This is a genomic window from Polaromonas eurypsychrophila, assembly GCF_014641715.1.
Classification (GTDB): Bacteria; Pseudomonadota; Gammaproteobacteria; order Burkholderiales; family Burkholderiaceae_C; genus Polaromonas; species Polaromonas eurypsychrophila.
This window is the reverse complement of record NZ_BMIG01000009.1, coordinates 1-20,387: the sequence shown is the minus strand read 5'-3', so window position 1 is coordinate 20,387 and position 20,387 is coordinate 1. Positions and strand designations below refer to the sequence as shown.

Annotated in this window: 20 protein-coding genes and 2 pseudogenes; 16 read left to right on the top strand and 6 right to left on the bottom strand. The window is 62.6% G+C overall.

Going from position 1 to position 20,387, the window contains the following annotated elements; all coding sequences use genetic code 11:
- Nucleotides 1-5: 5 nt before the first annotated feature.
- From IEX16_RS12800 to IEX16_RS12790, 3 genes are read left to right on the top strand one after another with little or no spacing between them, the layout of a single operon-like run.
- Nucleotides 6-959, top strand: a complete 954-nt coding sequence (locus tag IEX16_RS12800) for a glutathione S-transferase family protein (protein WP_188708875.1) — start codon at nucleotides 6-8, stop codon at nucleotides 957-959.
- On the top strand, nucleotides 956-1,408 hold the full coding sequence (locus tag IEX16_RS12795; protein ID WP_188708874.1) for a GNAT family N-acetyltransferase: 453 nt from the start codon (nucleotides 956-958) through the stop codon (nucleotides 1,406-1,408). The genes IEX16_RS12800 and IEX16_RS12795 overlap by 4 nt, the downstream gene beginning before the upstream one ends.
- A gap of 19 nt (nucleotides 1,409-1,427) precedes the next feature.
- The gene (locus IEX16_RS12790) at nucleotides 1,428-2,333 is read left to right on the top strand and encodes an SDR family oxidoreductase (protein WP_188708873.1); all 906 of its coding nucleotides are present in this window, start codon (nucleotides 1,428-1,430) and stop codon (nucleotides 2,331-2,333) included.
- A 150-nt stretch (nucleotides 2,334-2,483) separates the two neighbouring features.
- Here the strand turns inward: IEX16_RS12790 and IEX16_RS12785 are convergent, their stop codons facing one another.
- From IEX16_RS12785 to IEX16_RS12765, 6 genes and pseudogenes are all read right to left on the bottom strand, one after another.
- The gene (locus IEX16_RS12785; RefSeq protein ID WP_188708872.1) at nucleotides 2,484-3,968 is read right to left on the bottom strand and encodes an MBL fold metallo-hydrolase; all 1,485 of its coding nucleotides are present in this window, start codon (nucleotides 3,966-3,968) and stop codon (nucleotides 2,484-2,486) included.
- A 118-nt stretch (nucleotides 3,969-4,086) separates the two neighbouring features.
- Complete coding sequence (locus IEX16_RS12780; RefSeq protein WP_229676329.1) at nucleotides 4,087-4,539, bottom strand: DM13 domain-containing protein; 453 nt, start codon at nucleotides 4,537-4,539, stop codon at nucleotides 4,087-4,089.
- A 170-nt stretch (nucleotides 4,540-4,709) separates the two neighbouring features.
- On the bottom strand, nucleotides 4,710-4,985 hold the full coding sequence (locus tag IEX16_RS20035) for a DUF1223 domain-containing protein (protein ID WP_229676328.1): 276 nt from the start codon (nucleotides 4,983-4,985) through the stop codon (nucleotides 4,710-4,712).
- Nucleotides 4,939-5,082, bottom strand: coding sequence for a DUF1223 domain-containing protein (locus IEX16_RS20430; RefSeq protein ID WP_229676327.1), 144 nt, complete (start codon nucleotides 5,080-5,082; stop codon nucleotides 4,939-4,941). The genes IEX16_RS20035 and IEX16_RS20430 overlap by 47 nt, the downstream gene beginning before the upstream one ends.
- A gap of 315 nt (nucleotides 5,083-5,397) precedes the next feature.
- Nucleotides 5,398-5,916: a hypothetical protein gene (locus IEX16_RS12770; RefSeq protein WP_188708871.1), complete on the bottom strand. Its 519-nt coding sequence runs from the start codon at nucleotides 5,914-5,916 to the stop codon at nucleotides 5,398-5,400.
- A gap of 87 nt (nucleotides 5,917-6,003) precedes the next feature.
- Nucleotides 6,004-7,865, bottom strand: a pseudogene (locus IEX16_RS12765) (monovalent cation:proton antiporter-2 (CPA2) family protein).
- A gap of 133 nt (nucleotides 7,866-7,998) precedes the next feature.
- Between IEX16_RS12765 and IEX16_RS12760 the strand changes: the two are divergent.
- From IEX16_RS12760 to IEX16_RS12700, 13 genes and pseudogenes are all read left to right on the top strand, one after another.
- Nucleotides 7,999-10,374 carry a Tex family protein gene (locus IEX16_RS12760; protein ID WP_188708870.1) on the top strand — a complete coding sequence of 792 codons (2,376 nt, stop codon included), beginning with the start codon at nucleotides 7,999-8,001 and terminating at the stop codon, nucleotides 10,372-10,374.
- Between the two features lie 113 nt (nucleotides 10,375-10,487).
- Nucleotides 10,488-11,615 carry a patatin-like phospholipase family protein gene (locus IEX16_RS12755; RefSeq protein ID WP_188708869.1) on the top strand — a complete coding sequence of 376 codons (1,128 nt, stop codon included), beginning with the start codon at nucleotides 10,488-10,490 and terminating at the stop codon, nucleotides 11,613-11,615.
- A 145-nt stretch (nucleotides 11,616-11,760) separates the two neighbouring features.
- The gene (locus IEX16_RS12750; RefSeq protein WP_188708868.1) at nucleotides 11,761-12,810 is read left to right on the top strand and encodes an adenylate/guanylate cyclase domain-containing protein; all 1,050 of its coding nucleotides are present in this window, start codon (nucleotides 11,761-11,763) and stop codon (nucleotides 12,808-12,810) included.
- 3 nt (nucleotides 12,811-12,813) lie between these two features.
- On the top strand, nucleotides 12,814-13,122 hold the full coding sequence (locus IEX16_RS12745; protein ID WP_188708867.1) for a hypothetical protein: 309 nt from the start codon (nucleotides 12,814-12,816) through the stop codon (nucleotides 13,120-13,122).
- A gap of 186 nt (nucleotides 13,123-13,308) precedes the next feature.
- Nucleotides 13,309-14,187 (top strand): LysR family transcriptional regulator, encoded by an 879-nt coding sequence (locus IEX16_RS12740; RefSeq protein WP_188708866.1) that lies wholly within the window; start codon nucleotides 13,309-13,311, stop codon nucleotides 14,185-14,187.
- Nucleotides 14,188-14,322: 135 nt separating this feature from the next.
- Nucleotides 14,323-15,342, top strand: coding sequence for a tripartite tricarboxylate transporter substrate binding protein (locus IEX16_RS12735; RefSeq protein WP_188708865.1), 1,020 nt, complete (start codon nucleotides 14,323-14,325; stop codon nucleotides 15,340-15,342).
- A 115-nt stretch (nucleotides 15,343-15,457) separates the two neighbouring features.
- A complete protein-coding gene (locus tag IEX16_RS12730) occupies nucleotides 15,458-16,264 on the top strand; it encodes an SDR family NAD(P)-dependent oxidoreductase (RefSeq protein ID WP_188708864.1) in 807 nt (268 codons plus the stop codon).
- Between the two features lie 3 nt (nucleotides 16,265-16,267).
- Nucleotides 16,268-17,068 (top strand): SDR family NAD(P)-dependent oxidoreductase, encoded by an 801-nt coding sequence (locus IEX16_RS12725; protein ID WP_188708863.1) that lies wholly within the window; start codon nucleotides 16,268-16,270, stop codon nucleotides 17,066-17,068.
- Between the two features lie 141 nt (nucleotides 17,069-17,209).
- Nucleotides 17,210-18,010, top strand: a complete 801-nt coding sequence (locus IEX16_RS12720) for an SDR family NAD(P)-dependent oxidoreductase (RefSeq protein ID WP_188708862.1) — start codon at nucleotides 17,210-17,212, stop codon at nucleotides 18,008-18,010.
- A gap of 24 nt (nucleotides 18,011-18,034) precedes the next feature.
- Nucleotides 18,035-18,550, top strand: coding sequence for a carboxymuconolactone decarboxylase family protein (locus IEX16_RS12715; RefSeq protein ID WP_188708861.1), 516 nt, complete (start codon nucleotides 18,035-18,037; stop codon nucleotides 18,548-18,550).
- A 90-nt stretch (nucleotides 18,551-18,640) separates the two neighbouring features.
- A pseudogene (locus tag IEX16_RS12710) lies at nucleotides 18,641-18,946 on the top strand (phospholipase); the annotation flags it as partial.
- A gap of 203 nt (nucleotides 18,947-19,149) precedes the next feature.
- Nucleotides 19,150-19,437, top strand: coding sequence for a type II toxin-antitoxin system RelE/ParE family toxin (locus tag IEX16_RS12705; RefSeq protein ID WP_188708860.1), 288 nt, complete (start codon nucleotides 19,150-19,152; stop codon nucleotides 19,435-19,437).
- 11 nt (nucleotides 19,438-19,448) lie between these two features.
- Complete coding sequence (locus tag IEX16_RS12700; RefSeq protein WP_188708859.1) at nucleotides 19,449-19,766, top strand: addiction module antidote protein; 318 nt, start codon at nucleotides 19,449-19,451, stop codon at nucleotides 19,764-19,766.
- Nucleotides 19,767-20,387: the final 621 nt, after the last annotated feature.

The window sequence follows — 20,387 nt, the reverse complement described above, 5'->3', positions numbered from 1 at the left end:
CTCCCATGGCCGATCTGATTCTTCACCACTACCCAACTTCACCCTTTTCGGAGAAAGTCCGCCTGATCCTCGGCTACAAAAAGCTCGCCTGGAAGTCGGTGGTGATCCCGAGCATCATGCCCAAGCCTGATGTGCTGGCCCTGACCGGCGGCTACCGCAAGACACCGTTCTTGCAGGTCGGCGCCGACATCTATTGCGACAGCGCGCTGATCTGTGACGTGCTGGAGCACCTGCAGCCCACGCCCTCGATCTACCCCGAGCCGTCCAAGGGTCTGGCGCGCACCATCGCGCAGTGGGCGGACGGCACGCTGTTCTGGGCTGCCATGGCGCACAACCTCGGCCCCAAGGGTGCGGCGCACATGTTTGCCGGAGCGCCGCCCGAAGCCGCCCAAGCCTTTGGCGAAGACCGCAAGGCCATGAGCCTCAACATGACACGCCTGCGCCCGGCGGACGCGGCAGCAGCTTACAAGTCCTACTTGCGGCGCCTGTCCGACATGCTCGACGACCAGCCTTTCCTGTTGGGCCAGGTGCCGTGTATCGCTGACTTTTCAGCCTATCACCCGCTGTGGTTTACCAAAGTACGTACACCCGTGGTCGCCGATATTCTGGAGCACACGCCGGCAGTGCTCGAATGGATGGCCCGCATGAACGCCATCGGACCGGGGACGATGGAAAAATTTGACGCCACCAGTGCGATTGCCATTGCGGCCGCGGCGCAGCCCATGGCGGTGGGCCGCGGTTTGCTGCGCGACAGCACCTTCCAGGACGATCACGGCATTGCGCTGGGCAGTCGCGTCAGCATCACGGCTGAAATTTTTGGACCCGAGCCGACCGAGGGCGAACTGATCGCTGCAACCCGCACGCATTACACCTTGGGCCGCACCGATGAGCGTGCCGGCAAGGTACACGTGCATTTTCCGCGCATCGGTTATGCACTGAAGGCCGTCGCACCGGCATGAGCGGGTTGGACTGGCGGGCCGTGCCCTTTGACGCCCTGTGTGCCCGCGACTTGTATGCGGTCTTGCAGCTGCGCACCGAAGTGTTTGTTATCGAGCAAAACTGCGTTTTCCAGGATATGGACGGCACCGACCATGAGGCCGTGCATCTTCTGGGCAATGCGGACGGCGAGCTGGTGGCCTATGCGCGTTGCTTTCCCCCTGGTGTGAAGTTTTCCGAGGCCAGCATAGGGCGCGTCATCACGCGCCAGGCGTTGCGCGGCCAGGGTGCGGGTCACGTGCTTATGGGTCAAGCGGTGGCCTGTGTGTTTGAGCACTGGGGTTCGCAGCCGATACGCATAGGGGCGCAGGCCCGGCTGGAAAAGTTTTACCTGCAAGACGGCTTCCAGGTGGCCGGTCTGCCTTATATCGAAGACGGCATTCCTCACATCGAGATGCTGCGCCCCATTTGACTTAATCGAGGAGTTAGTGATGATCACGGATTTCAAAGGCAAAACAGCAGTTCTCACGGGTGCAGGCTCGGGCTTTGGCCTGGAGTGCGCGCGCATAGGCGCCCGACTGGGCATGAACCTGGTGCTGGCCGATGTGCAGCAAGATGCACTCGATAAGGTGGTGGCCGAAATATCAGCGACTGGCGCGCAGGTCCTGCCATTCCGGCTTGATGTGTCCAAAGCTGCCGAGGTCGAAGCTTTGGGTCAGGCGGTGTTTATGCGTTTCGGTGCGCCGCATTTTGTCTTTAACAACGCCGGCGTGGGGGCAGGGGGCCTGATCTGGGAGAACACGCTGAAAGACTGGGAATGGGTCATCGGCGTCAATCTGATGGGTGTGGCCCACGGCGTGCGGGTGTTCACGCCCATGATGCTCGACGCCGCGAAAAAAGACCCGGCCTGGCAAGGCCACATCGTCAATACTGCCAGCATGGCCGGGTTGCTGAACGCGCCCAACATGGGCATTTACAACGTCAGCAAACATGCGGTGGTCAGCATGAGCGAGTCCTTGTACCAGGACCTGGCGCTGGTGACTGACCAGATCAGCGCCTCGGTGTTGTGCCCCTTCTTTGTGCCCACCGGCATCAGCCAGAGCCACCGCAACCGGCCGGGAGAGCTGGAAGCGGCCAAACCCACGCGCAGCCAGCTCATCGGCCAGGCCATGAGCGACAAGGCGGTGGGGTCCGGCAAGGTGACTGCCGCAGATGTGGCCCAGAAGGTGTTTGACGCGGTGGCTGCCAACCAGTTCTACATCTACAGCCATCCCAAGGCGATCGGTTCGGTGCAGACGCGGCTGGAAGACATCATGCAGGCGCGCAACCCGACCAGCCCGTTTGCGCACAAGCCCGAGCTCGGCGAAGAATTGAAGAAAGCACTGCGCGAAGCCTGAAACCTGTCGGGCGCGGCATGGGTGGAAGTTTTCCCTTCAAGCCAGGGCCGCGGAACCGGCTTCGCCGGGCCGTAGGCGCAGTGGCCCCTTTGATTGTGAAAGGGGCAGGGAGATGCCGCAGGCTACACGCAGTGAGCGACCGTGGGGGCTTTATTTCCTGCCGACCGCCGTCATCAGATCAGCGAGAACCACCATGCGGCCGTGCAGCGGCAGGATGCGCTCCACCGTAAGCCGGTTCTGCTCGATGTTCTGCACCAGATTCACGTGGTTGGCATTGGGTTGGGCCGGTGCGGGCGAGTTGGGTGGGCTGGGCGTGTAGGCATCGGCCTCAATCAGGATTTTCTCGGCGGGCAGGTACACCATCAGAAAGCCCTGGGCATGGACGCTGCCCTGAATTTCATGAATTTCCACGGTACGCACGCCGTCGCTCAGGGTGCGCTTGCCAGTGACGCCTTCAACAGAGGCGCTGCGCGCTGAGCGGGTCAGGGCATCGGGCCGGATGCGGTTGGCATTGGCCATCGTTTTGTCCCACCAGGGCTTGGCGTTGGCACTGGTGAGCAGCGTCGCGCCCTCAGCCACAGCGGTGCGCAGGCCACCCGCATGGTCAAAGTGGTGGTGCGAGTTGACAACATAACGCAGGGGTTTGCCTGGCACAAGTTTCCGCACCTCGGCCAGCACCGCGCCGGCACGGCCGTCGTACAGTGGTGCCTCGACCAGCACAGTGTGGTCCTTCATTTCGATCAGCACGCTGTTGTGTGAGCCACCGGCCAGAAACCAGATACCCTCGGCCGCTTTTTCAACTGCGACGCGCTCGGCAAACTGGCGCACCAACTCGGGCGCCACCAGATCGCTGGCCGGGTTGACCTGCACCTCGCTCACTTGAAGGTCCAGAATATCCGAGCCCCCCATGGTTTGACGGATGCGGCCGGGAAATTTGACGCCCGCATAGTCTCTGTAAGCCGAAAAAACAATGACCGAATCGGTGTCGCCCATCACCGGATGGGGCTGGCGCGAGTCAATACGTTCCACCAAATTTTCCGCGTTGACGTAAGCCGTGGCCTCAAACCGGCCCGGCTCGGTAAAAGACAAAGTGGTGTAAGTCCTGCCATCCACAGTGCGAGTGCCGGCCGTGGCCTTGTTTTTGAGCGCCGCTTTGAGCACGCCGTGCGGTGTGGTCCAGAGGTCATGGATACGCCCGTCCAGCGCCACCGGCGATGCCACGGGTGCTGGCCCCACCATGTTCCAGGCCCAGGCGCCCTGCAGCATGCCTGTGCTGCGCTGCTCGCCCAGCCCCATCAGTGGCAAGGCACCGCCGCCGGCCGGCTCTGCGCGGGTCACAGCGGCATCCTGGCGCAGGGCGGCATTGCGGTAGTCCACCAGCCGCGAGAAACTGCTGACGGTGATTTTTGGCCAGGAGGTGCCGGGCTGGTAAGCCTGGCCAAAGGTGGCTCCGGTGCCGCTACCTGCGTAGCGAAGCGTGTTGAGTGCTGCACCGCCCCCCATGGCCGTTTCGGCGCGCTGGATCACTGCCACGGGGTCGGGCGGCGCCCAGGCGGCGCATCCCGCCAGAACAAGCAGGCTGCTTGCGGCCAGGCCGGTGGCCCAAGTGAAAGAAAGGCGCGGGGAGGTGCTCATGAGGATCCGATCAAGGTAATGTCAGCGCCAGAGATTAGCCCCGCTTCACGTCCAGGCGCATCGGCTTTACCCTGAGAAACGCATGATTTGCGCCCAAACTTCTGGGAGAGGAGACCGCTTAGCGGTATTTTGCTGCCGAGATGAATTCCGAAAACGTCTCGCACCAGACCAGTACCATGGTGTACTGCGCCACATCCACGCCGTCGCGCACCGGCACGATGAAATTTTCGAAAGTCTTGATGTCGCCAAGCCGCGCGGAGCGGGCCTTGACTTTGAGAAACTGGGCTTCGTTCTCAACAAACTCCGGCACCAGGTAGAGCTTGTAGTCGGGGCCGGGCGAGACCTTGCTCATTAACGCAATGGTTTGTTTGTCCACGGAGATTTCGCCTTCGCCCCAGTGCAACAGGTTACTGCCGGTGAGGTCACGGCGAAACTGGCCCCAAAAATGCGATTGGCCGGCAATCGACTGGACCAATGCCTCGGAAGGGGTCATGGGCGCAGTCAGGATGGGCAGCAGGTAAATGCCCAGCGCAAAACCGGTCAGCAGCACCGCCAGGTGCGAGGCCAGCAACAAAAGCGTTTTTCTTATAGGCGGATTATCAAGCCTTGCATTGGAGGCTCAGCGCCTGCAGGGTTTTGCCGCTTTGTGGCTCAAACACCACCAGGTTGATCTGGCGCTCATGGCCGGGCGTCGCGGCAATGCTGCGAAAGCCCAGTTTTGTGGGTGAGGCGTTGTTTTTTTTACTTGCCCGCCTGGATGTACTGGCGCACCACAAAGTCGTGCTTTAAAAATTCGCCAGCGTTTTCACCGGTTTTGACTTTCGAGTTGTGGCCGTGTTCGGTCACCGTCCAGCAGGCAGCCCCGGGCTGCGTGGCGCCCGGGGCGGCTGTGAGCGTCACCGTCGCCCCGAACTGGTCGTCCGCCAGACGTTTGATGCTGAGGTGGGTACGCGCGGTGTCGCGCGTACCCTTAAATGCGCGATTGAGCGTTGCCCCATTGCGGCCAGTCGCGGCCATTGACCACCACTTGCGGCGTGTAGATGTTGCGCATGCGGTTGTTGACGGCGACTTCGCATTGCGGGTGGGTATAGGCCGGCGCGGCAAAACGGTCCACCCAGCCAATGTAGTCCCAGTAGCCAACGTGAAGAGCCTGCAGGACCAGGTCTTTGCCCTTGAAAGTCGAGGCCTATCTGTCGGCCGGGGGGGGCAGGAACTGCAGCCTTCGGAGGTGTCCAGCTCCAGCACAGGTGTGACTTGCGGCCCGGAACTGGCGGTGCACAGGTCTTGCAGCCGAAATGTGGCATACAGCCATGCTGATAAAGCGCAAGCAGCTATGATTTTAGGAGCAAATGTAACCATGTCCGGAGTCCTTTTGATGGGTGATTCCGTTGGTCGCGAAAGGGGGCGCCTTCTTACTGCCGCAAGGTGACTAAATTAGCGGCGGTGTATCTGAGCGCACGGGCGCTCGGCGAACACCATCGCGGCTTTCCAGCCGGTCTTCCAGCTCGCCAATGTAGGCGGCAAGGGTGTTGCCGGACTGGTCGATTTTTACTGCAATGGCCTGCTGTGTTTGTGCCAGGCGTTCGGTCAGCACCGTGGCATGGGTGGCTTCACGTTGGTTGGCGGCGACAGCCTGCGCTTCCAGGTAGCTGCGCAGTTCGGTAAACCGTGAGACCTCGGCCTTGTCGGCCAGCTCGCGCTGGGCGTGCAGCTCGCGCGAGGTCTGGCGGGTTTCAAGCAAATGGGCGCTCTGGATGTACAGCGTGGTCGCCAGAAACACCAGCAGCGCGGCCACCAGCAGCACCAGCAAAACCAGGCCCAGCGGCGCCTGCACCGTGGTGAAGCCCAGGCTCAACAGCGACGGCCGGGTAAATTCGTCAAGGTTCAGCGCCGCAAAACCCGCCATCAGCGCAATGGCAACAATCAACACAATGGTTCGGATACGCATGCTGAAACTCCAAAAATTAAAGCTTTCATCATCCCCCGGCTCAGGCGCGCGTGTCTGTAGGAAAAAAGCCTGTCTGCAGGCCCCCCGTTAGCGGCTGGCGGACTGCCCCGCAGGCGATGCGCTCTTCCTCGGCAGGTCCTCCATCGCATCCGCGGCCTCTTCGTTAAGTGCTTTGGCGGTTTTTCTGGGTTTGGTCAGCGGCGTCGGGGTCCAGCGGCCACCGTGCATCAGCGTGATGCCGCTCTGGATGTCACCGGCCAGTTGCAACTGCAGGCGCTCGGCATCGCGGCGGCGGATGTCCTCGGCGATCTCGAGGACTTCGGCATCGGCCACGCCGAGCTGGCGCAAGGCAGCGCTGCTGAAGGCCATGGCCGACTCGAAGGTCTCCCGCATCTGGTAATCCACGCCACGGCGGATCAGCTCGATAGCGTGCTGCCGGTCAAAGGAGCGCGCCAGGATGGGCGTCAGCGGAAACTCGCGCTTGGCCTGCTCGACGATGCGGGTGGTAGCGTCTTTCTTGTCCACGCAAACCAGGATGGCTCGCGCATGCGAGGCGCCGCTGGCATGCAACACGTCCATGCGTGTGCCGTCGCCGTAGTACACCTTGAAGCCGAACTGCGCCGCGCTACGGATCATGTCGGTATCGTTTTCAATCAGCGCAATGTCGATGCCGCGCGCCAGCAGCGCCTGGCTGGCGATCTGGCCGAAGCGGCCGAAACCGATGATCAGCACGCTGCCCTTGATCTCGCGCGCTTCCTCGACACTTTCGATGCCGTCCAGGTCGGGCTCGGGCTCGGCCGGTGTGACCCAGCGCAGCGCAAACACCGCCAGCGGGGTCAGCGCCATCGAGATGATGATGGTCGCCGTCAATACCGCGTTGATACTGGCCTCGACAATGCCGGCGGCCGCCGCAGCCGAATACAGCACAAAGGCAAACTCGCCGCCCTGGGCCATCAGCGCCGTGCGCTGCAGCGCATCGCCATGGCTGGATTTTGTGACACGCGCCACGGCGTAGATGCCAATGCCCTTGAACACCATGTAGGCCAGCACACCGCCCAGAATCAGCGGCCAGTCGGCCAGCACCAGCGGGATGTCCAGCGACATGCCGACCCCCATGAAAAACAGGCCCAGGAGGATGCCGCGGAAGGGCTCGATATCGGCTTCGAGCTGGTGCCGGAAGGTTGATTCCGACAACATCACACCGGCGGCAAACGCGCCCATGGCCATGGACAGCCCGCCCCACTGCATGGCCAGTGCCGAACCCAGCACCACCAGCAGCGCCGCGGCAGTCATGACCTCGCGCGCATGGGCTTTGGCCAGGATGCGAAACAGCGGGTTCAGCAGCCAGCGGCTGACCGCCACCAGGCCGACGATGGCGGCCAGCGCCGCACCAATAGTCACCCAGCGCGAGACGCCGTCGGCGGTGTCCGGCTCCATGAAGGCGACGATGGCCAGCAGCGGAACGATGGCCAGATCTTCCAGCAGCAGGATGGAGACCATGCGCTGGCCGCGCGGTGTCGAGGTGTCGCCGCGCTCGTCGAGCAGTTGCATCACGATGGCGGTGGACGAGAGCACAAAACCCATGGCAGCAATAAAGGCCACCGGCGGCTTGAGCCCAGCGACCACGCCGACCAGCGTCAGCAGCGCGCCACACACCAGCACCTGCATCAGGCCCAAGCCGAAAATCTCGCGACGCAGTTTCCAGAGCCGGGTCGGCTGCATCTCCAGCCCGATCACAAACAGGAACATACAACGCCTAATTTGGCGACATGCAATATCGTAGCGGCTTCGCTGAAAAACCCCATGCCGAAGGGGCCGATGGCCAGGCCTGCGGCCAGGTAACCGAGCACCGAACCCAGGCCCAGGCGCTTGAAAAGCGGCACGGCGAGCACGCCGGCGCCCAGCAAAACCACCACTTTGACCAGCTCACTGCCTTGTTCGACTGCCATGAATGTCCTGTGTGCTGCTTGATGGAGAAGAGTGGGTGGGGGAGGTGAACATGGTAGCGGACTTTGGGCGCCGGTCGGTGCAGCGGCATGTGGCAAACTCGCCCCCTTTCTCCCAGCGCATTCCAGAAATTCCATGCAAAAAATCATTCGCCAGATCGCCGCAGAAATCAGGGTCCAGGAGCACCAGGTCAAAACGGCGGTCGAGCTGCTCGATGGCGGCGCCACCGTGCCATTTATCGCGCGTTACCGCAAGGAAGTCACCGGCGGGCTCGACGACATCCAGCTGCGCGAACTCGAGTTCCGCCTCGGCTATCTGCGCGAACTGGAAGAACGCCGGGAAGCCGTGCTCAAAAACATCGCCGAGCAGGGCAAACTCACGCCGGAGCTGGCGGCCGCGATTGCCGCCGCGCCGACCAAGCAGGAGCTGGAAGACCTGTATCTGCCCTTCAAGCAGAAACGCCGCACAAAGGGTCAGATGGCGCGCGAAGCCGGCATAGAACCGCTGGCCAACAAACTTTTTGCCGACCCCTCACTGGTGCCGGCGGACGAGGCCCTGGCCTTCGTCAAGGCCGAAAAAATGGAAAGCGGCGACGACTTCACCACAGTGCAAGCGGTACTCGACGGTGTGCGCGACATCCTCAGTGAACGCTGGGCCGAAGACGCCACGCTGCTGCAGATGCTGCGCCAGTGGTTGTGGAGCGACGGGCTGCTAGCGTCCAAACTGGTCACCGGCAAGGATGAAAACAACACGGACAACAGCAAGTTTCGCGATTACTTCGACTACGACGAGCCGATAGGCCGCGTGCCTTCGCACCGCGCGCTGGCGGTGTTCCGTGGCCGCGGGCTGGAGATTCTTGACGCCAAACTGCTGCTGCCCGAGATCCCTGAGCCCGGCAAACCCAGCATCGCGGAGGGAAAAATCGCCATCCACCTCGGCTGGAGCCACAAGGGCAGGGCGTCCGACGACCTGCTGCGCAAATGCGTGGGGTGGACCTGGAAGGTCAAGCTCAGCCTGTCGATAGAGCGCGACCTGTTCAGCCGCCTGCGTGAAGAGGCTGAAAAAGTCGCGATCAAGGTGTTTGCCGACAACCTACGCGACCTGCTGCTGGCCGCACCGGCCGGCCCGCGTGTGGTCATGGGCCTGGACCCCGGCATACGCACCGGCGTCAAGGTCGCGGTGGTCGACGCCACGGGCAAGCTGGTCGAAACCTCCACCGTCTTCCCGCATGAGCCGCGCAAGGACTGGGACGGCTCGCTGCACACCCTGGCCAAACTCTGCGAAAAACACGGCGTGAACCTGGTCGCCATCGGCAACGGCACGGCCAGCCGCGAAACCGACAAACTCGCCGCCGATTTGATCAAAGGCATGGCAAAAGTCGAACAGGTGATCGAAAAAGTCGTGGTCAGCGAAGCCGGCGCCTCGGTTTATTCGGCCAGCGAATTCGCCAGCCAGGAGATGCCCGATGTGGACGTGAGCCTGCGCGGCGCCGCGAGTATTGCGCGCCGCCTGCAGGACCCGCTGGCCGAACTGGTCAAGATCGATCCCAAATCGATTGGCGTCGGCCAGTACCAGCACGATGTCAACCAGAGCGACCTGATGCGCAGCCTGGACACCGTGGTCGAGGATTGCGTCAACAGCGTCGGTGTGGACCTGAACACCGCCAGCGTGCCACTGCTGGCGCGGGTTTCGGGGCTGAGCAACACCGTGGCCAAGGCCGTGGTGCGCTGGCGTGACGCCAACGGCGCTTTTGCCAGCCGGGCCGACTTGCTGAAAGTAAGCGGCCTGGGCGCCAAAACCTTTGAACAAAGCGCTGGCTTCTTGCGGCTGCGCAGCCAGGCCGCGGGCAGCAACCCGCTGGACATGACTGGCGTGCACCCGGAAACCTACCCGGTGGTGGAGAAAATCATGGCGCACACCGGCAAACCGGTGGCCGAGTTGATGGGCCGCGCCGACATGCTCAAGACGCTGAAACCCGAGCTGTTTGCCAACGAGCAGTTCGGCGTGATCACTGTCAAGGACATCATCGCCGAGCTCGAAAAACCGGGCCGCGATCCGCGCCCCGACTTCAAGGTGGCGCGTTTCAATGACGGCGTCGAAGACATCAAGGATTTGAAAGAAGGCATGACGCTGGAAGGCACGGTCAGCAATGTGGCTGCTTTCGGCGCCTTCATCGACATCGGCGTGCACCAGGACGGTTTGGTGCATGTGAGCCAGTTGTCCAACAAGTTTGTTACCGATGCCCGCGAAGTCGTCAAGACCGGCGACATCGTGAAAGTGCGCGTGACCGAGGTCGACGTGGCCCGCAAACGCATCGCCCTGACCATGAAGCTGGACGCCGCCCCGGCACGCCGCGACGCGCCGCGCGACAACCGCTTCGAGGGCGTGCGGCCGGGCCAGAACCCGAACCGCGGCGGCAATTACGGCGGCGGGCAGAACCGGGCGCCGCAACCCGCAGCATCAACCGCCATGGAATCTGCCTTCAGCAAGCTGGCGGGACTCAAGAAATAGTGCAGTCTCCCTGCAGACAGCCATGAATCACTTTTCATAGTCAAATAGGCCCTCAGCCCATGACAGTCGGGCGCAAGCAGCTACCAAAATAATAGCAACCAGAAATCAGACCCGTGCCAGCCCTCCGCATTTACGCCGGCCCCACCGCGCGCCAGCACATCGCCGAACATGGCTTGCAAGCGCAGGACGTGCGGGTGGTGCCGGGCGCGGCAGGCGGCCCCAAGGGCCTGGTGCTGGGCCCGCTGGACCGTTTCATCTTCGGAGAGTGGCTGGCCGCCAGTGACCAGCCGGTGCACTTGGTCGGCGCATCGATCGGCGCCTGGCGCATGGCGACGGCCTGCCTGACCAACCCGGTGGAAGCTTTCCAGCGACTGGAAGACGACTACATTGCGCAGGATTTTGCGCCCGAGCCCGGCCGCAAGCGGCCCAGCGCCCGGCTGGTCAGCGAGCAGTTCGGCCAGAGCCTGGCGGTGTTTTACGGCGGCCGCGTGCAGGAGGTGCTGCAGCACCCGCGTTACCGCCTGCACATCGTGACTTCACGCGGGCGCCATCTGCTGGGCCGTGAACACAGCTTGCGCACACCGCTCGGTTACCTGGGCGCGTTTTTGACAAACTGCGTGCACCGCAAGGCCATGGGTGCCTGGCTGGAGCGGGTGGTTTTTTCCAGCCAGCAAGCGCCTTTGCCGTTCGCCACCAGCGACTACCGCACGCGCCAGGTGGCACTTTGCGAGGCCAACTTCAACCCGGCGCTGCAGGCCAGTTGTTCCATCCCCTTCATGCTGCGTTCGGTGCGCGACATTCCCGGCGCGCCGCCCGGCGCTTACTGGGACGGCGGCATCACCGACTACCACCTGCACCTCAATTACGCTTCTGATTTGATAGCTGCTCACGCAGGCGGGACGGGGGCTGCAGGTAAAAATGACTCGAAACCGGCGGGCCTGGTGCTGTACCCGCACTTTCAGAAAGCCGTGGTGCCCGGCTGGCTCGACAAAGGCCTGAAGTGGCGTCACGGCGCCACCCACTTTCTGGACAACATGGTGCTGCTGGCGCCCGATCCGGCCTGGGTCAAAACGCTGCCCAACGGCAAGCTGCCGGACCGCAATGACTTTCTGCGTTACGGCACCGACCTGCCCGGTCGCATGAAGGCCTGGCGCAGCGCCGTCACGGCCAGTGCGCAACTGGTCGATGAGTTGCAGGAATGGCTGGCGCGGCCGGACATGGGACAGTTGCACAAGCTGTAAGTCACCGCAACGGCATGTTCTCTGCACAGGCAGACCCAGCGCAACCAGCACGGCTTCAGACCCTGTGCTAAGGTCGTTCAGAGCATGGGCAGTCAGGAAACATCCCTCACGCCCAAGACACCAAGAGAGTTCGGACCCCAAGCCAATGGCAAGCGAAAACAATATGCAACTGCTGGTGATGGACCACGATCCGGTCACGGCTGCCATGTTGATGGCTGACATCCAGGCGCAAGGCTTTACCCGGGTCGTGCACATCTCCGATGTTTCCGGCTTGGCCCAGTCAGTGGCTGGCAACACGCCGGATCTGGTGGTTTTCAATTACCACTTCGATCTTCCTGAGAGCCTGGAAAGCTGTCGACTGATCAGGATGATCGCTCCGCACACGGCCATTCTGGCCATCGCTTCCGCGGGGCCGGCCATCAAGCGGCTGCGCAGCTGGAGCCGCGACACCGGCGCGGTGGATGCCATCCTCGAAAAACCGTTTTTGATACAGCGTTTCAGGGGCGCACTCGGTAATCTGGTCCAGGGAAAACAGGCCAGCCGCGCGATGGAAATCAAGGCTGCGCGACTTGAAAACCTGTTGCCCGAGGATGCGTTGTCCGCCATGGACCGTAATCCCTCCGGCGAGGTCGAGCTTTTTGAAGGCACGGTGCTGTTTACCGACATTCGTCGCTCTTCCGAGATGATCACCCAACTGCCGCCACGGGAGTTTTTCAGGCAGCTCAATCAGACCCTGAGCATCCAGGCCAGGCTGGTGCGCGACTATGAAGGTTCTGTCATCAAATTCACTGGCGATGGCGTTTTGGCCGTTTTCCGCGGGATGGGGAAATCCTATCTGGCGATGCGTTGTGCCGTGGAGCTGGCGGACAACGGATGCCAGCAGATTTTCCCCTACGGAATTGGCGTGGCGGGAGGGCTGATCCTGGCCGGCCTGGTGGGCGACTCCAGCCGGGCAGGGCAAAAGCAGCAATACGACGTGATTGGGGCCAGCGTGCATCTGGCTGCCCGTCTTTGCAGCATGGCCAATGCCCGCGAGGTCGTCGCAACCCAACAAGCCTACGCAGCGGCCCGTTTCACCCATCCCGTCACTAGGCCGATCGGACGCGTGTCCATTCGTGGCTTTGATGCAGGCGTCGATTGTGTCGCCCTGAATCCTGCCCCAGAAACCGAAACCGAAACTGCCACTGGAATCTGAATCATGCAAGAAACATACAGCGCCGCTCAACTGAGCAAAGTGATTGATCAGTCCCTGGTTTACCAATGCGCCTGCCCGGCGCAAGTATGCCGCGCGCTCTTCGAATTGCGCGAGTTGCATGACTACCAGATGAACTGCGCCAATGACATGGCCAACGACCGATTGGTACACGAGACCATAGCGGCCGCTGCCGCGCAATCTCATGAACTCATGGAGCAATGCCTGACCCGGATCCTGGAAATTGAAGGCTGGGACCCGGCGAACCTGAGCCTGCCGGAATCGTTGCGCAAGAAAATTGTCAAGAATTTCTGATCCCGACCGTCTACGACGAAAGGCACGTTTTGTGCGGAATTGCACGGCTGCTCGCATGCGAAATCCCGGAATTTCCTGCAAGGCAGGTGTAGCGCGGCTGTGCTGCTGCTCCGGGGCGGCGCACCGCACGAAGCGTTTTGCCACCGGCGCATCCAGCGCAATTACACACAAGGCCAATAATCTGTCATGGACCTGTCCTCGCTTGAAATCCTGATTGCCGCGATTGAGGAAAAAAGCCTCTCGCGCGCGGCCGAACGCGTTCACCTGGTGACCTCGGCCGCGAGCAAACGCATCTCCGAACTGGAGCGCCGGCTGGGCACCACGCTGCTGCGCCGCCACGGCCGCGGCGTAGAACCGACACCGGCCGGCGCCATGCTCTACCAGCAGGCGAAGGCCATCCTGCGCAACGTGGCGCAGGCCCGGCAATCGCTGGCTGCGTTCGCGAGCAGTGGTGTGCCCAACATCCGCCTCGTGGCCAATTCCTCTACCGTTCTTCAGTTCCTGCCGGCTGATATCAGCGCCTTTGCGCGCAAGGTGCCGGCCGCGCGCGTGGACCTGGTCGAGGCCTTCAGTTACGACGTGCCGCGCATGGTGGCCGACGGCCAGGCCGACATCGGCATCTACCATGCCGAGCACCCGTCCTCGGGCGTGGTGTCCATGCCTTACCGCACCGACCGTCTCGGTCTGGTGGTCCCGGTCGGGCACCCGCTGTCGCAACGCACCAGCCTGCGTCTCGACGAAGCGCTGGATTACGACTTCCTCGGCAATTTCCCACGCCACAGCCTGGACGAGTTCCTGACGCTGGCCGGCGCGACTATCTCGCGCCCGCTGCGGGTGCGGGCCCAGGTGTCCAATCCCGAGGCGCGTTGCGCCATGGTGCGTGAGGGCATGGGCCTGGCCATCATGCCGGAGGGCATTGCGCGCAACTACGAGGCGCGGCTCGGCCTGGTGGTGTTGCCGCTGACCGATGCCTGGGCGGCGCGCCAGCTCTATGTATGTGCGCGCGACGTCGATGCGTTATCGCCCCAGGCCGGTGCGCTGCTGGCGCACTTGCTGGCTGTGTGAGCTTTTGTCCACGGCGGGTGTGTAGGCCGGGAAACAGAGCTTTTCCCAAAATTCATAACCGAGGTCTTTTGGACGTCTAGACTGGGTCCCAGCCGGGTGAGTTGTTTTGCGCGGTATTCCAACGGAGACAAAGACATGAACACCCTGCACACCGGCGCCCGTCGCCGCATCCTGCTGACCATAAGCAGTTTGGCCAGCTTTGCCAGTTTCGCATTGCCGGCCTTGATGACCCTGGCGCCCGCCAGTGCCTCGGCGCAGGCCTTCCCGTCCCGCGTCATTCGCATCGTCGCGCCCTTCACCGCTGGCGGCGGCACCGACCTGGTGGCCCGCACGCTGGCAGAAGGCATGGCCAAGGAGCTGGGCCAGCCGGTAATCGTCGAGAACAAACCGGGGGGCGGCACCGTCATCGGCTCCGACATGGTGGCCAAGGCGCCCGGCGACGGCTACACCCTGTTGTTGACCACCTCGGCGCATGCCATCAACACCAGCCTGGTGAAAAACCTGCCTTACAGCACCGACAAGTCCTTTGCCAATGTGGCGCTGGTCGGCCGCGGCCCCAACATGCTGGTCACACGCACCGACAGCCCCTACAAAACCATCAAGGACGTGCTGGCCGCCGCGCGCGCCAACCCGGGCAAGCTGACCTACGGCTCCTCCGGTAACGGCACGGCCGTGCACCTGGCCGGCGAGTTATTCAAGATGATGGGCAAGGTGGACCTGACCCATGTGCCGTATCGCGGCGCCGGCCCGGCCTATACCGACCTGCTGGGCGGCCAGATCGACTTCGTGTTCGCCACCGCCGCGGGCGTCGGCAAGTTTGTCGAAGCCGGCAAGATGCGCGCGATAGCCGTGACCTCGACCGCACGCTCGCCGCAGTGGCCACAGGTGCCGACCATGGCCGAGTCCGGCCTGCCGGGCTACGAGGCCGACGTCTGGTACGCGGTATTCGCCAGCGGCGGCACGCCGCCCGACGTGGTGGCCAAACTCAATGCCGCCGTCCGCAAGGCGACCGAGGCGCCGGTGTTCCGCACCCGTGTTGAGAGTGAAGGCCTGGTCGCCGCCGTCGGCACGCCGCAGGAACTGACGACCTATTTGCGCGCAGAAGAAGTTCGCTGGCGCAAGGTCGTGCTCGAAGGCAAGCTCACCATCGACTGATTTTTGGTATTCCCCGCTCGGGTTGAGCCTGTCGAACCCCTTCGACAAGCTCCGACGAACGGTCGCGGAGTGCATGCCCCGGCACCCGGGTCCCCATCCTGAAAGACAGCAGCATATGACAACAAGCAAGGGCCGGCTCGCCGGTAAGGTCGCCATCATCGTCGGCGCGGGCCAGCAGCCCGGCGACACCGTGGGCAACGGCCGCGCCACCGCGGAGCGTTTTGCGCAGGAAGGCGCGATCCTGCTGCTGGTGGACATCAACGAAGCCTGGGCCCAGGAAACCGGCAACGCACTGGCGGCTTACGGGGGCCAGGCCTCCATCCTGGTGGCCGACATCACGCAGGAGGACGAGTGCAAAAAGATTGCCGACACCTGCGTGGGGCGTTATGGCCGCATCGACATCCTGCATAACAACGTCGGCCAGTCGCGTGGGGACAAGAAAACGGTGGACCTGGAAGTGGCGATCTGGGATGCCATCATGGCGATGAACCTCAAGGGCATGTTCATGACCTGCAAACACGTGCTGCCGCACATGATTGCGCAAAGATCCGGCAGCATCATCAACATCTCCTCGACCTCGTCGATGGCTGCGCGCCCGACCCTGACCTACAAAACCAGCAAGGGCGCGGTCAACACCATGACCCAGCACATCGCGATGGAAAACGCGGCTTTTGGCGTGCGCGCCAACGCCATCCTGCCGGGCCTGATCGACACGCCCATGGCCATCGAGCGACGTGCCAAGGAGCGAGGTGTCTCGCGCGAAGTGGTGCGCGCCGAACGCGAGGCGCTGGTGCCGATGCAACGCATGGGCACGGCCTGGGACGTGGCCAATACCGCGGTGTTCCTTGCCTCCGACGAGGCGCAATACATCACCGGCGTGCTGATCCCGGTGGACGGTGGCCTGCTGGTCAAGCGAGGCTGAGCTGTGAATCTGGAGCTTGACGGAAAACATGTGCTGGTCACCGGCGCCAGCAAGGGTATAGGCTACGCCTGCGCGCTGGGTTTTCTCCAGGAGGGCGCTAGAGTCAGCCTGGTCTCGCGCAGCGAGGACGGCCTCAAACTTGCCGCGTCCAGCCTGCAGCAGGTTTTGCCTGAAGCCAGCTGGCGCATCGCCTTTTTTGCAGCCGACCTGCAGGACGCGGCCGCCGCCCAGGCCGCGCTCGATGCGGTGGAAGCGGCGCATGGACCGGTGGACATCCTGGTCAACTGCGCGGGTGCGGCCAAACGCACGGCGCCGGCTGATTTGCATCCGCAGGCCTGGCACGACGCGATGCAGGCCAAGTATTTCACCTACATCCACATGATGGATCCGCTGGTCAAGCGCATGGGCCAGCGCGGCAGCGGCGTCATCATCAACATCGTCGGCGCCGGCGGCAAGGTCGCCAACCCCACACACCTGGCCGGCGGTGCCGCCAATGCCGCGCTGATGCTGGTCAGCGCCGGTCTGGCCGCCGCCTATGCGAGCAAGGGCGTGCGCATCAACGCGCTGAATCCGGGCCAGGTGCTGACCGAACGGCTGCGCGCGCGGCTGGACGCCGAAACCCGGCTGGCGCAAACCGAAGGTCGGCCCGAGCCGGGTCGACCCGGCGTCAATCTGCCGTTGGGCCGTCCGGCGGAGCCCGAGGAAATCGCCAACGTGGCGGTTTTCCTGGCTTCGCCACGCGCCAGCTACGTTACTGGCGCCATCGTCGCGATGGACGGCGCCAACACACCCATGGTGGTATGAGGCCTGACTTTGTCATTGCGGGCTTGACCCGCAATCCATGCCTCGTGGTCCGGTGCGGCATGGATCCCGGATCGAGTCCGGGATGACAGATTTTGTGGGCAGGGTATGAGTGCCCTTCGGTTAACCCTTCTGGAATAAACAATGAGCAAAAGACTTGAAGGCAAAGTGGCGCTGGTCACCGGCGCCGGTTCCGTGGGTCCCGGCTGGGGCAATGGCCGCGCGATCGCGGTGCGGCTGGCTGAAGAAGGCGCGCGTGTTTTTGCGGTGGACCTGAACCCGGAAAGCATGGAAGAAACCGTCACCCTGGCGCGCGCGGCCGGCGGCGAGATTGAAACCGGCATCTGTGATGTGACAAGCAGCGAATCGATCGCCGCGACCGTCGCGGCCTGTGTCGCGCGTTTCGGCGGCATCGACATCCTGGTCAACAACGTCGGTGGCTCGGCCGCCGGCGGGCCGGTCGAGATGAGTGAAGAAGTCTGGGCCACACAAATCGACCGCAACCTCAAAAGTGTCTTCCTCACCTGCAAACACGTGTTGCCGCTGATGGAGCAGGCCGGGCAGGGCGCGATCGTGAACCTGGCCTCCACCTCGGCCACACGCTGGACCGGCGCGCCACAAGTCGCTTATGCCGCGGCCAAGGCCGGCGTGATCCAGTTCTCGCGCGTGGTGGCGGTGCAGTACGCCGGCAAGGGCATACGCGTGAACACCGTGATCCCCGGCCAGCTCTACACACCCATGGTCGATGTGCGCCTGGCCAAACAGCGCACCGGCGGCGACGTGCAGGCCATCCTCAAACAACGCCAGGCGCGGATTCCACTGCCTTTCATGGGCGACGGCCGCGACACCGCCAACGCGGTCCTGTTTCTGGCCTCGGACGAAGCGCGTTTTATCACCGGCGCCGAACTGGTGGTGGACGGCGGCATGTCCGTGCGCTGCGACTGACCGTTTTCATTTCAAGGATTTCCCATGCGTATCGCACCGATCACCCCCGGCTCCCGGCCCGAACTGGCCGAACAGGAAGCCACCATCGCCGCCCAGCGCGGCCGCGTCTCACCGCTGTACCAGGTGCTGCTCAACAGCCCACCCATGGCCCACGGCTGGGAGCAGTTGTTGACGGCGGTGCGCAACAAGAACACCTTGCCTGCCGATTTGCGCGAACTCGTCATCATCCGTGTCGCCGTGCTGAACCGCGCCACCTATGAGTACGAAGCCCATGTGCCGATCGCGATAAAAGCCGGCGCCACGCAGGAAAAAATTGACGCACTCGGCGATCCCGAAAAACTGGGCCCTGGCCTGAGCGATCTGGAACACACGCTGATCACACTGACCGACGTGGTGACGCGCAACATCGAGGTACCGACCGCGCTCTACGACAAGGTGCGCAGCCACCTGGACGAACGCCAGACTGTGGATGTGATGGTCACGATTGGCGCCTACAACATGGTGTCGAGGTTTCTGGTGGCGCTTGGGATGGGGCACTGAGGGCTGTCCGCCTGCCCACTTGCTCTGTTTTTTATAGCTGGTAGCGCAAGCGGGACGAGGGCTGCAGGTAAAAATGACTCGAAACCGGCGGGCCTGGTGCTGTACCCGCACTTTCAGAAAGCCGTGGTGCCCGGCTGGCTCGACAAAGGCCTGAAGTGGCGTCACGGCTCCACCCCCTTTCTGGACAACATGGTGCTGCTGGCGCCCGATCCGGCTTGGGTCAAAACGCTGCCCAACGGCAAGCCGCCCGATCGCAACGACTTTATGCGCTACGGCACCGACCTGGCTAGCCGCATGAAAGCCTGGCGCACCGCCGTCATGGCGAGCGCGCAACTGGTGGATGAGTTGCAGGAGTGGTTGCGGCGGCCGGACATGGGGCGTGTCCAGGCGATTTGAAGTGGGCTGCCTTGGCCGCCCCAAGATACTGGCCGGATCGCCGTATTTCGCTCTGTTTTTGATAGCTTCTGGCGTAGGTGGGGCGGGGGGCAGGGGCTGATTTCCCCATCAAGCGTCGATACGTACAGGGCCGTTGGGTTTGAATGGTTTTAATACCTGAAATAGCTGCCATCACTGATGTAGTCCATAGGATACAATTTCTTATGAACGTGCAGACCACTGCGGTTTACCTGGAATGGATTAACGCCCTCAAGGATCAGGCAGTGCGCGCACGTATCCAGGTGCGTGTTGACCGCCTGGCGCATGGCAACCCCGGTCAACATCGGCATTTGTCCGACGGCGTATCGGAACTGAAAATTGATCTCGGTCCTGGCTACCGGGTGTATTACACGGAATGCGACGGTGAACTGATTGTGCTTCTGGCTGGCGGTGACAAATCGAGCCAGCAGCGCGACATCCGTTCCGCGATAGCGCTTGCCAGAAATCTTTAGGAGTTGTTGAAATGCCCACCGCTTCAAATACCGCATCCGCAAAAACCAAAACGGTTCCCTACGACGTGGCCGAGCAACTTCGGACGCCCGAGGAGATGGCGGCTTACCTGGACGCATGGCTCACCGATGCGCCCGACGATGCCGCCGGCATCGCCCGCGCCTTGGGCGACGTGGCACGTGCAAAAGGAATGACACAGGTCGCTCGCGACAGCGGCCTCAGTCGCGAAAGCCTCTACAAGGCGCTGAGCGAAAACGGAAACCCTAGCTTTGCCACCGTTCTCAAGGTCGCACAGGCGCTTGGACTGCGGCTGCATGCTTCGGTGGCGTGACGCACTTTTCGACCCGTTGCCCAGCTATCCGGACGATCGTCAGACCGTGAACGTGATGGTCACCATTGACGCCTGCAACATGGTGTCGAGGTTTCTGGTCGCGTCGAAGATGGGGCACTGAGGGTTGCCACCTGTTTTCGTTCGCTCTGTTTTGATAGCTGCTTGCGAAGGCGGTAGGGGGGCTCGAGGCCGATTTGATGCTGGGAAATTGCAGAATAACTGCTTGACGTCTAAACTGCGCCGGTCATGACCAAGAACGCGCCCCCTCTCCAGTCGGCTCAGACATTTCACAGTAATGCGGCCCAACCCATCCATCAAGGACGACCGCCGATCGGCGGCCGGTCATTTCACGTGATAGACATCGTATGAAGCGAACCGGTCTTCCTCCGCTGGTGGGTGACATCCGAGACGGCAATGTCACATGGCAACGCCTTGAGAACGTGGACTATGAGTTGCTCGGCTACTTTCTGTCCTGTCCTGTCATCTCATCATTGAACATTACCTAGATGAATACCTGAAGACTCGATACCCGACGTTAGACTGGGACACTGTGCTGGTCAAGTTATTTCGCACAAGCCGATAGGTAGTTTGAATGCCGATTGTTGCTCGAAAGTATTGGGT

Coding starts and splice junctions, on each gene's coding strand:
- IEX16_RS12800 (WP_188708875.1), top strand. CDS start 6: ATGGCCGATCTGATTCTTCACCACTACCCAACTTCACCCTTTTCGGAG.
- IEX16_RS12795 (WP_188708874.1), top strand. CDS start 956: ATGAGCGGGTTGGACTGGCGGGCCGTGCCCTTTGACGCCCTGTGTGCC.
- IEX16_RS12790 (WP_188708873.1), top strand. CDS start 1,428: ATGATCACGGATTTCAAAGGCAAAACAGCAGTTCTCACGGGTGCAGGC.
- IEX16_RS12785 (WP_188708872.1), bottom strand. CDS start 3,968: ATGAGCACCTCCCCGCGCCTTTCTTTCACTTGGGCCACCGGCCTGGCC.
- IEX16_RS20035 (WP_229676328.1), bottom strand. CDS start 4,985: ATGGCCGCGACTGGCCGCAATGGGGCAACGCTCAATCGCGCATTTAAG.
- IEX16_RS12770 (WP_188708871.1), bottom strand. CDS start 5,916: ATGCGTATCCGAACCATTGTGTTGATTGTTGCCATTGCGCTGATGGCG.
- IEX16_RS12760 (WP_188708870.1), top strand. CDS start 7,999: ATGCAAAAAATCATTCGCCAGATCGCCGCAGAAATCAGGGTCCAGGAG.
- IEX16_RS12750 (WP_188708868.1), top strand. CDS start 11,761: ATGGCAAGCGAAAACAATATGCAACTGCTGGTGATGGACCACGATCCG.
- IEX16_RS12745 (WP_188708867.1), top strand. CDS start 12,814: ATGCAAGAAACATACAGCGCCGCTCAACTGAGCAAAGTGATTGATCAG.
- IEX16_RS12740 (WP_188708866.1), top strand. CDS start 13,309: ATGGACCTGTCCTCGCTTGAAATCCTGATTGCCGCGATTGAGGAAAAA.
- IEX16_RS12735 (WP_188708865.1), top strand. CDS start 14,323: ATGAACACCCTGCACACCGGCGCCCGTCGCCGCATCCTGCTGACCATA.
- IEX16_RS12730 (WP_188708864.1), top strand. CDS start 15,458: ATGACAACAAGCAAGGGCCGGCTCGCCGGTAAGGTCGCCATCATCGTC.
- IEX16_RS12720 (WP_188708862.1), top strand. CDS start 17,210: ATGAGCAAAAGACTTGAAGGCAAAGTGGCGCTGGTCACCGGCGCCGGT.
- IEX16_RS12715 (WP_188708861.1), top strand. CDS start 18,035: ATGCGTATCGCACCGATCACCCCCGGCTCCCGGCCCGAACTGGCCGAA.
- IEX16_RS12705 (WP_188708860.1), top strand. CDS start 19,150: ATGAACGTGCAGACCACTGCGGTTTACCTGGAATGGATTAACGCCCTC.
- IEX16_RS12700 (WP_188708859.1), top strand. CDS start 19,449: ATGCCCACCGCTTCAAATACCGCATCCGCAAAAACCAAAACGGTTCCC.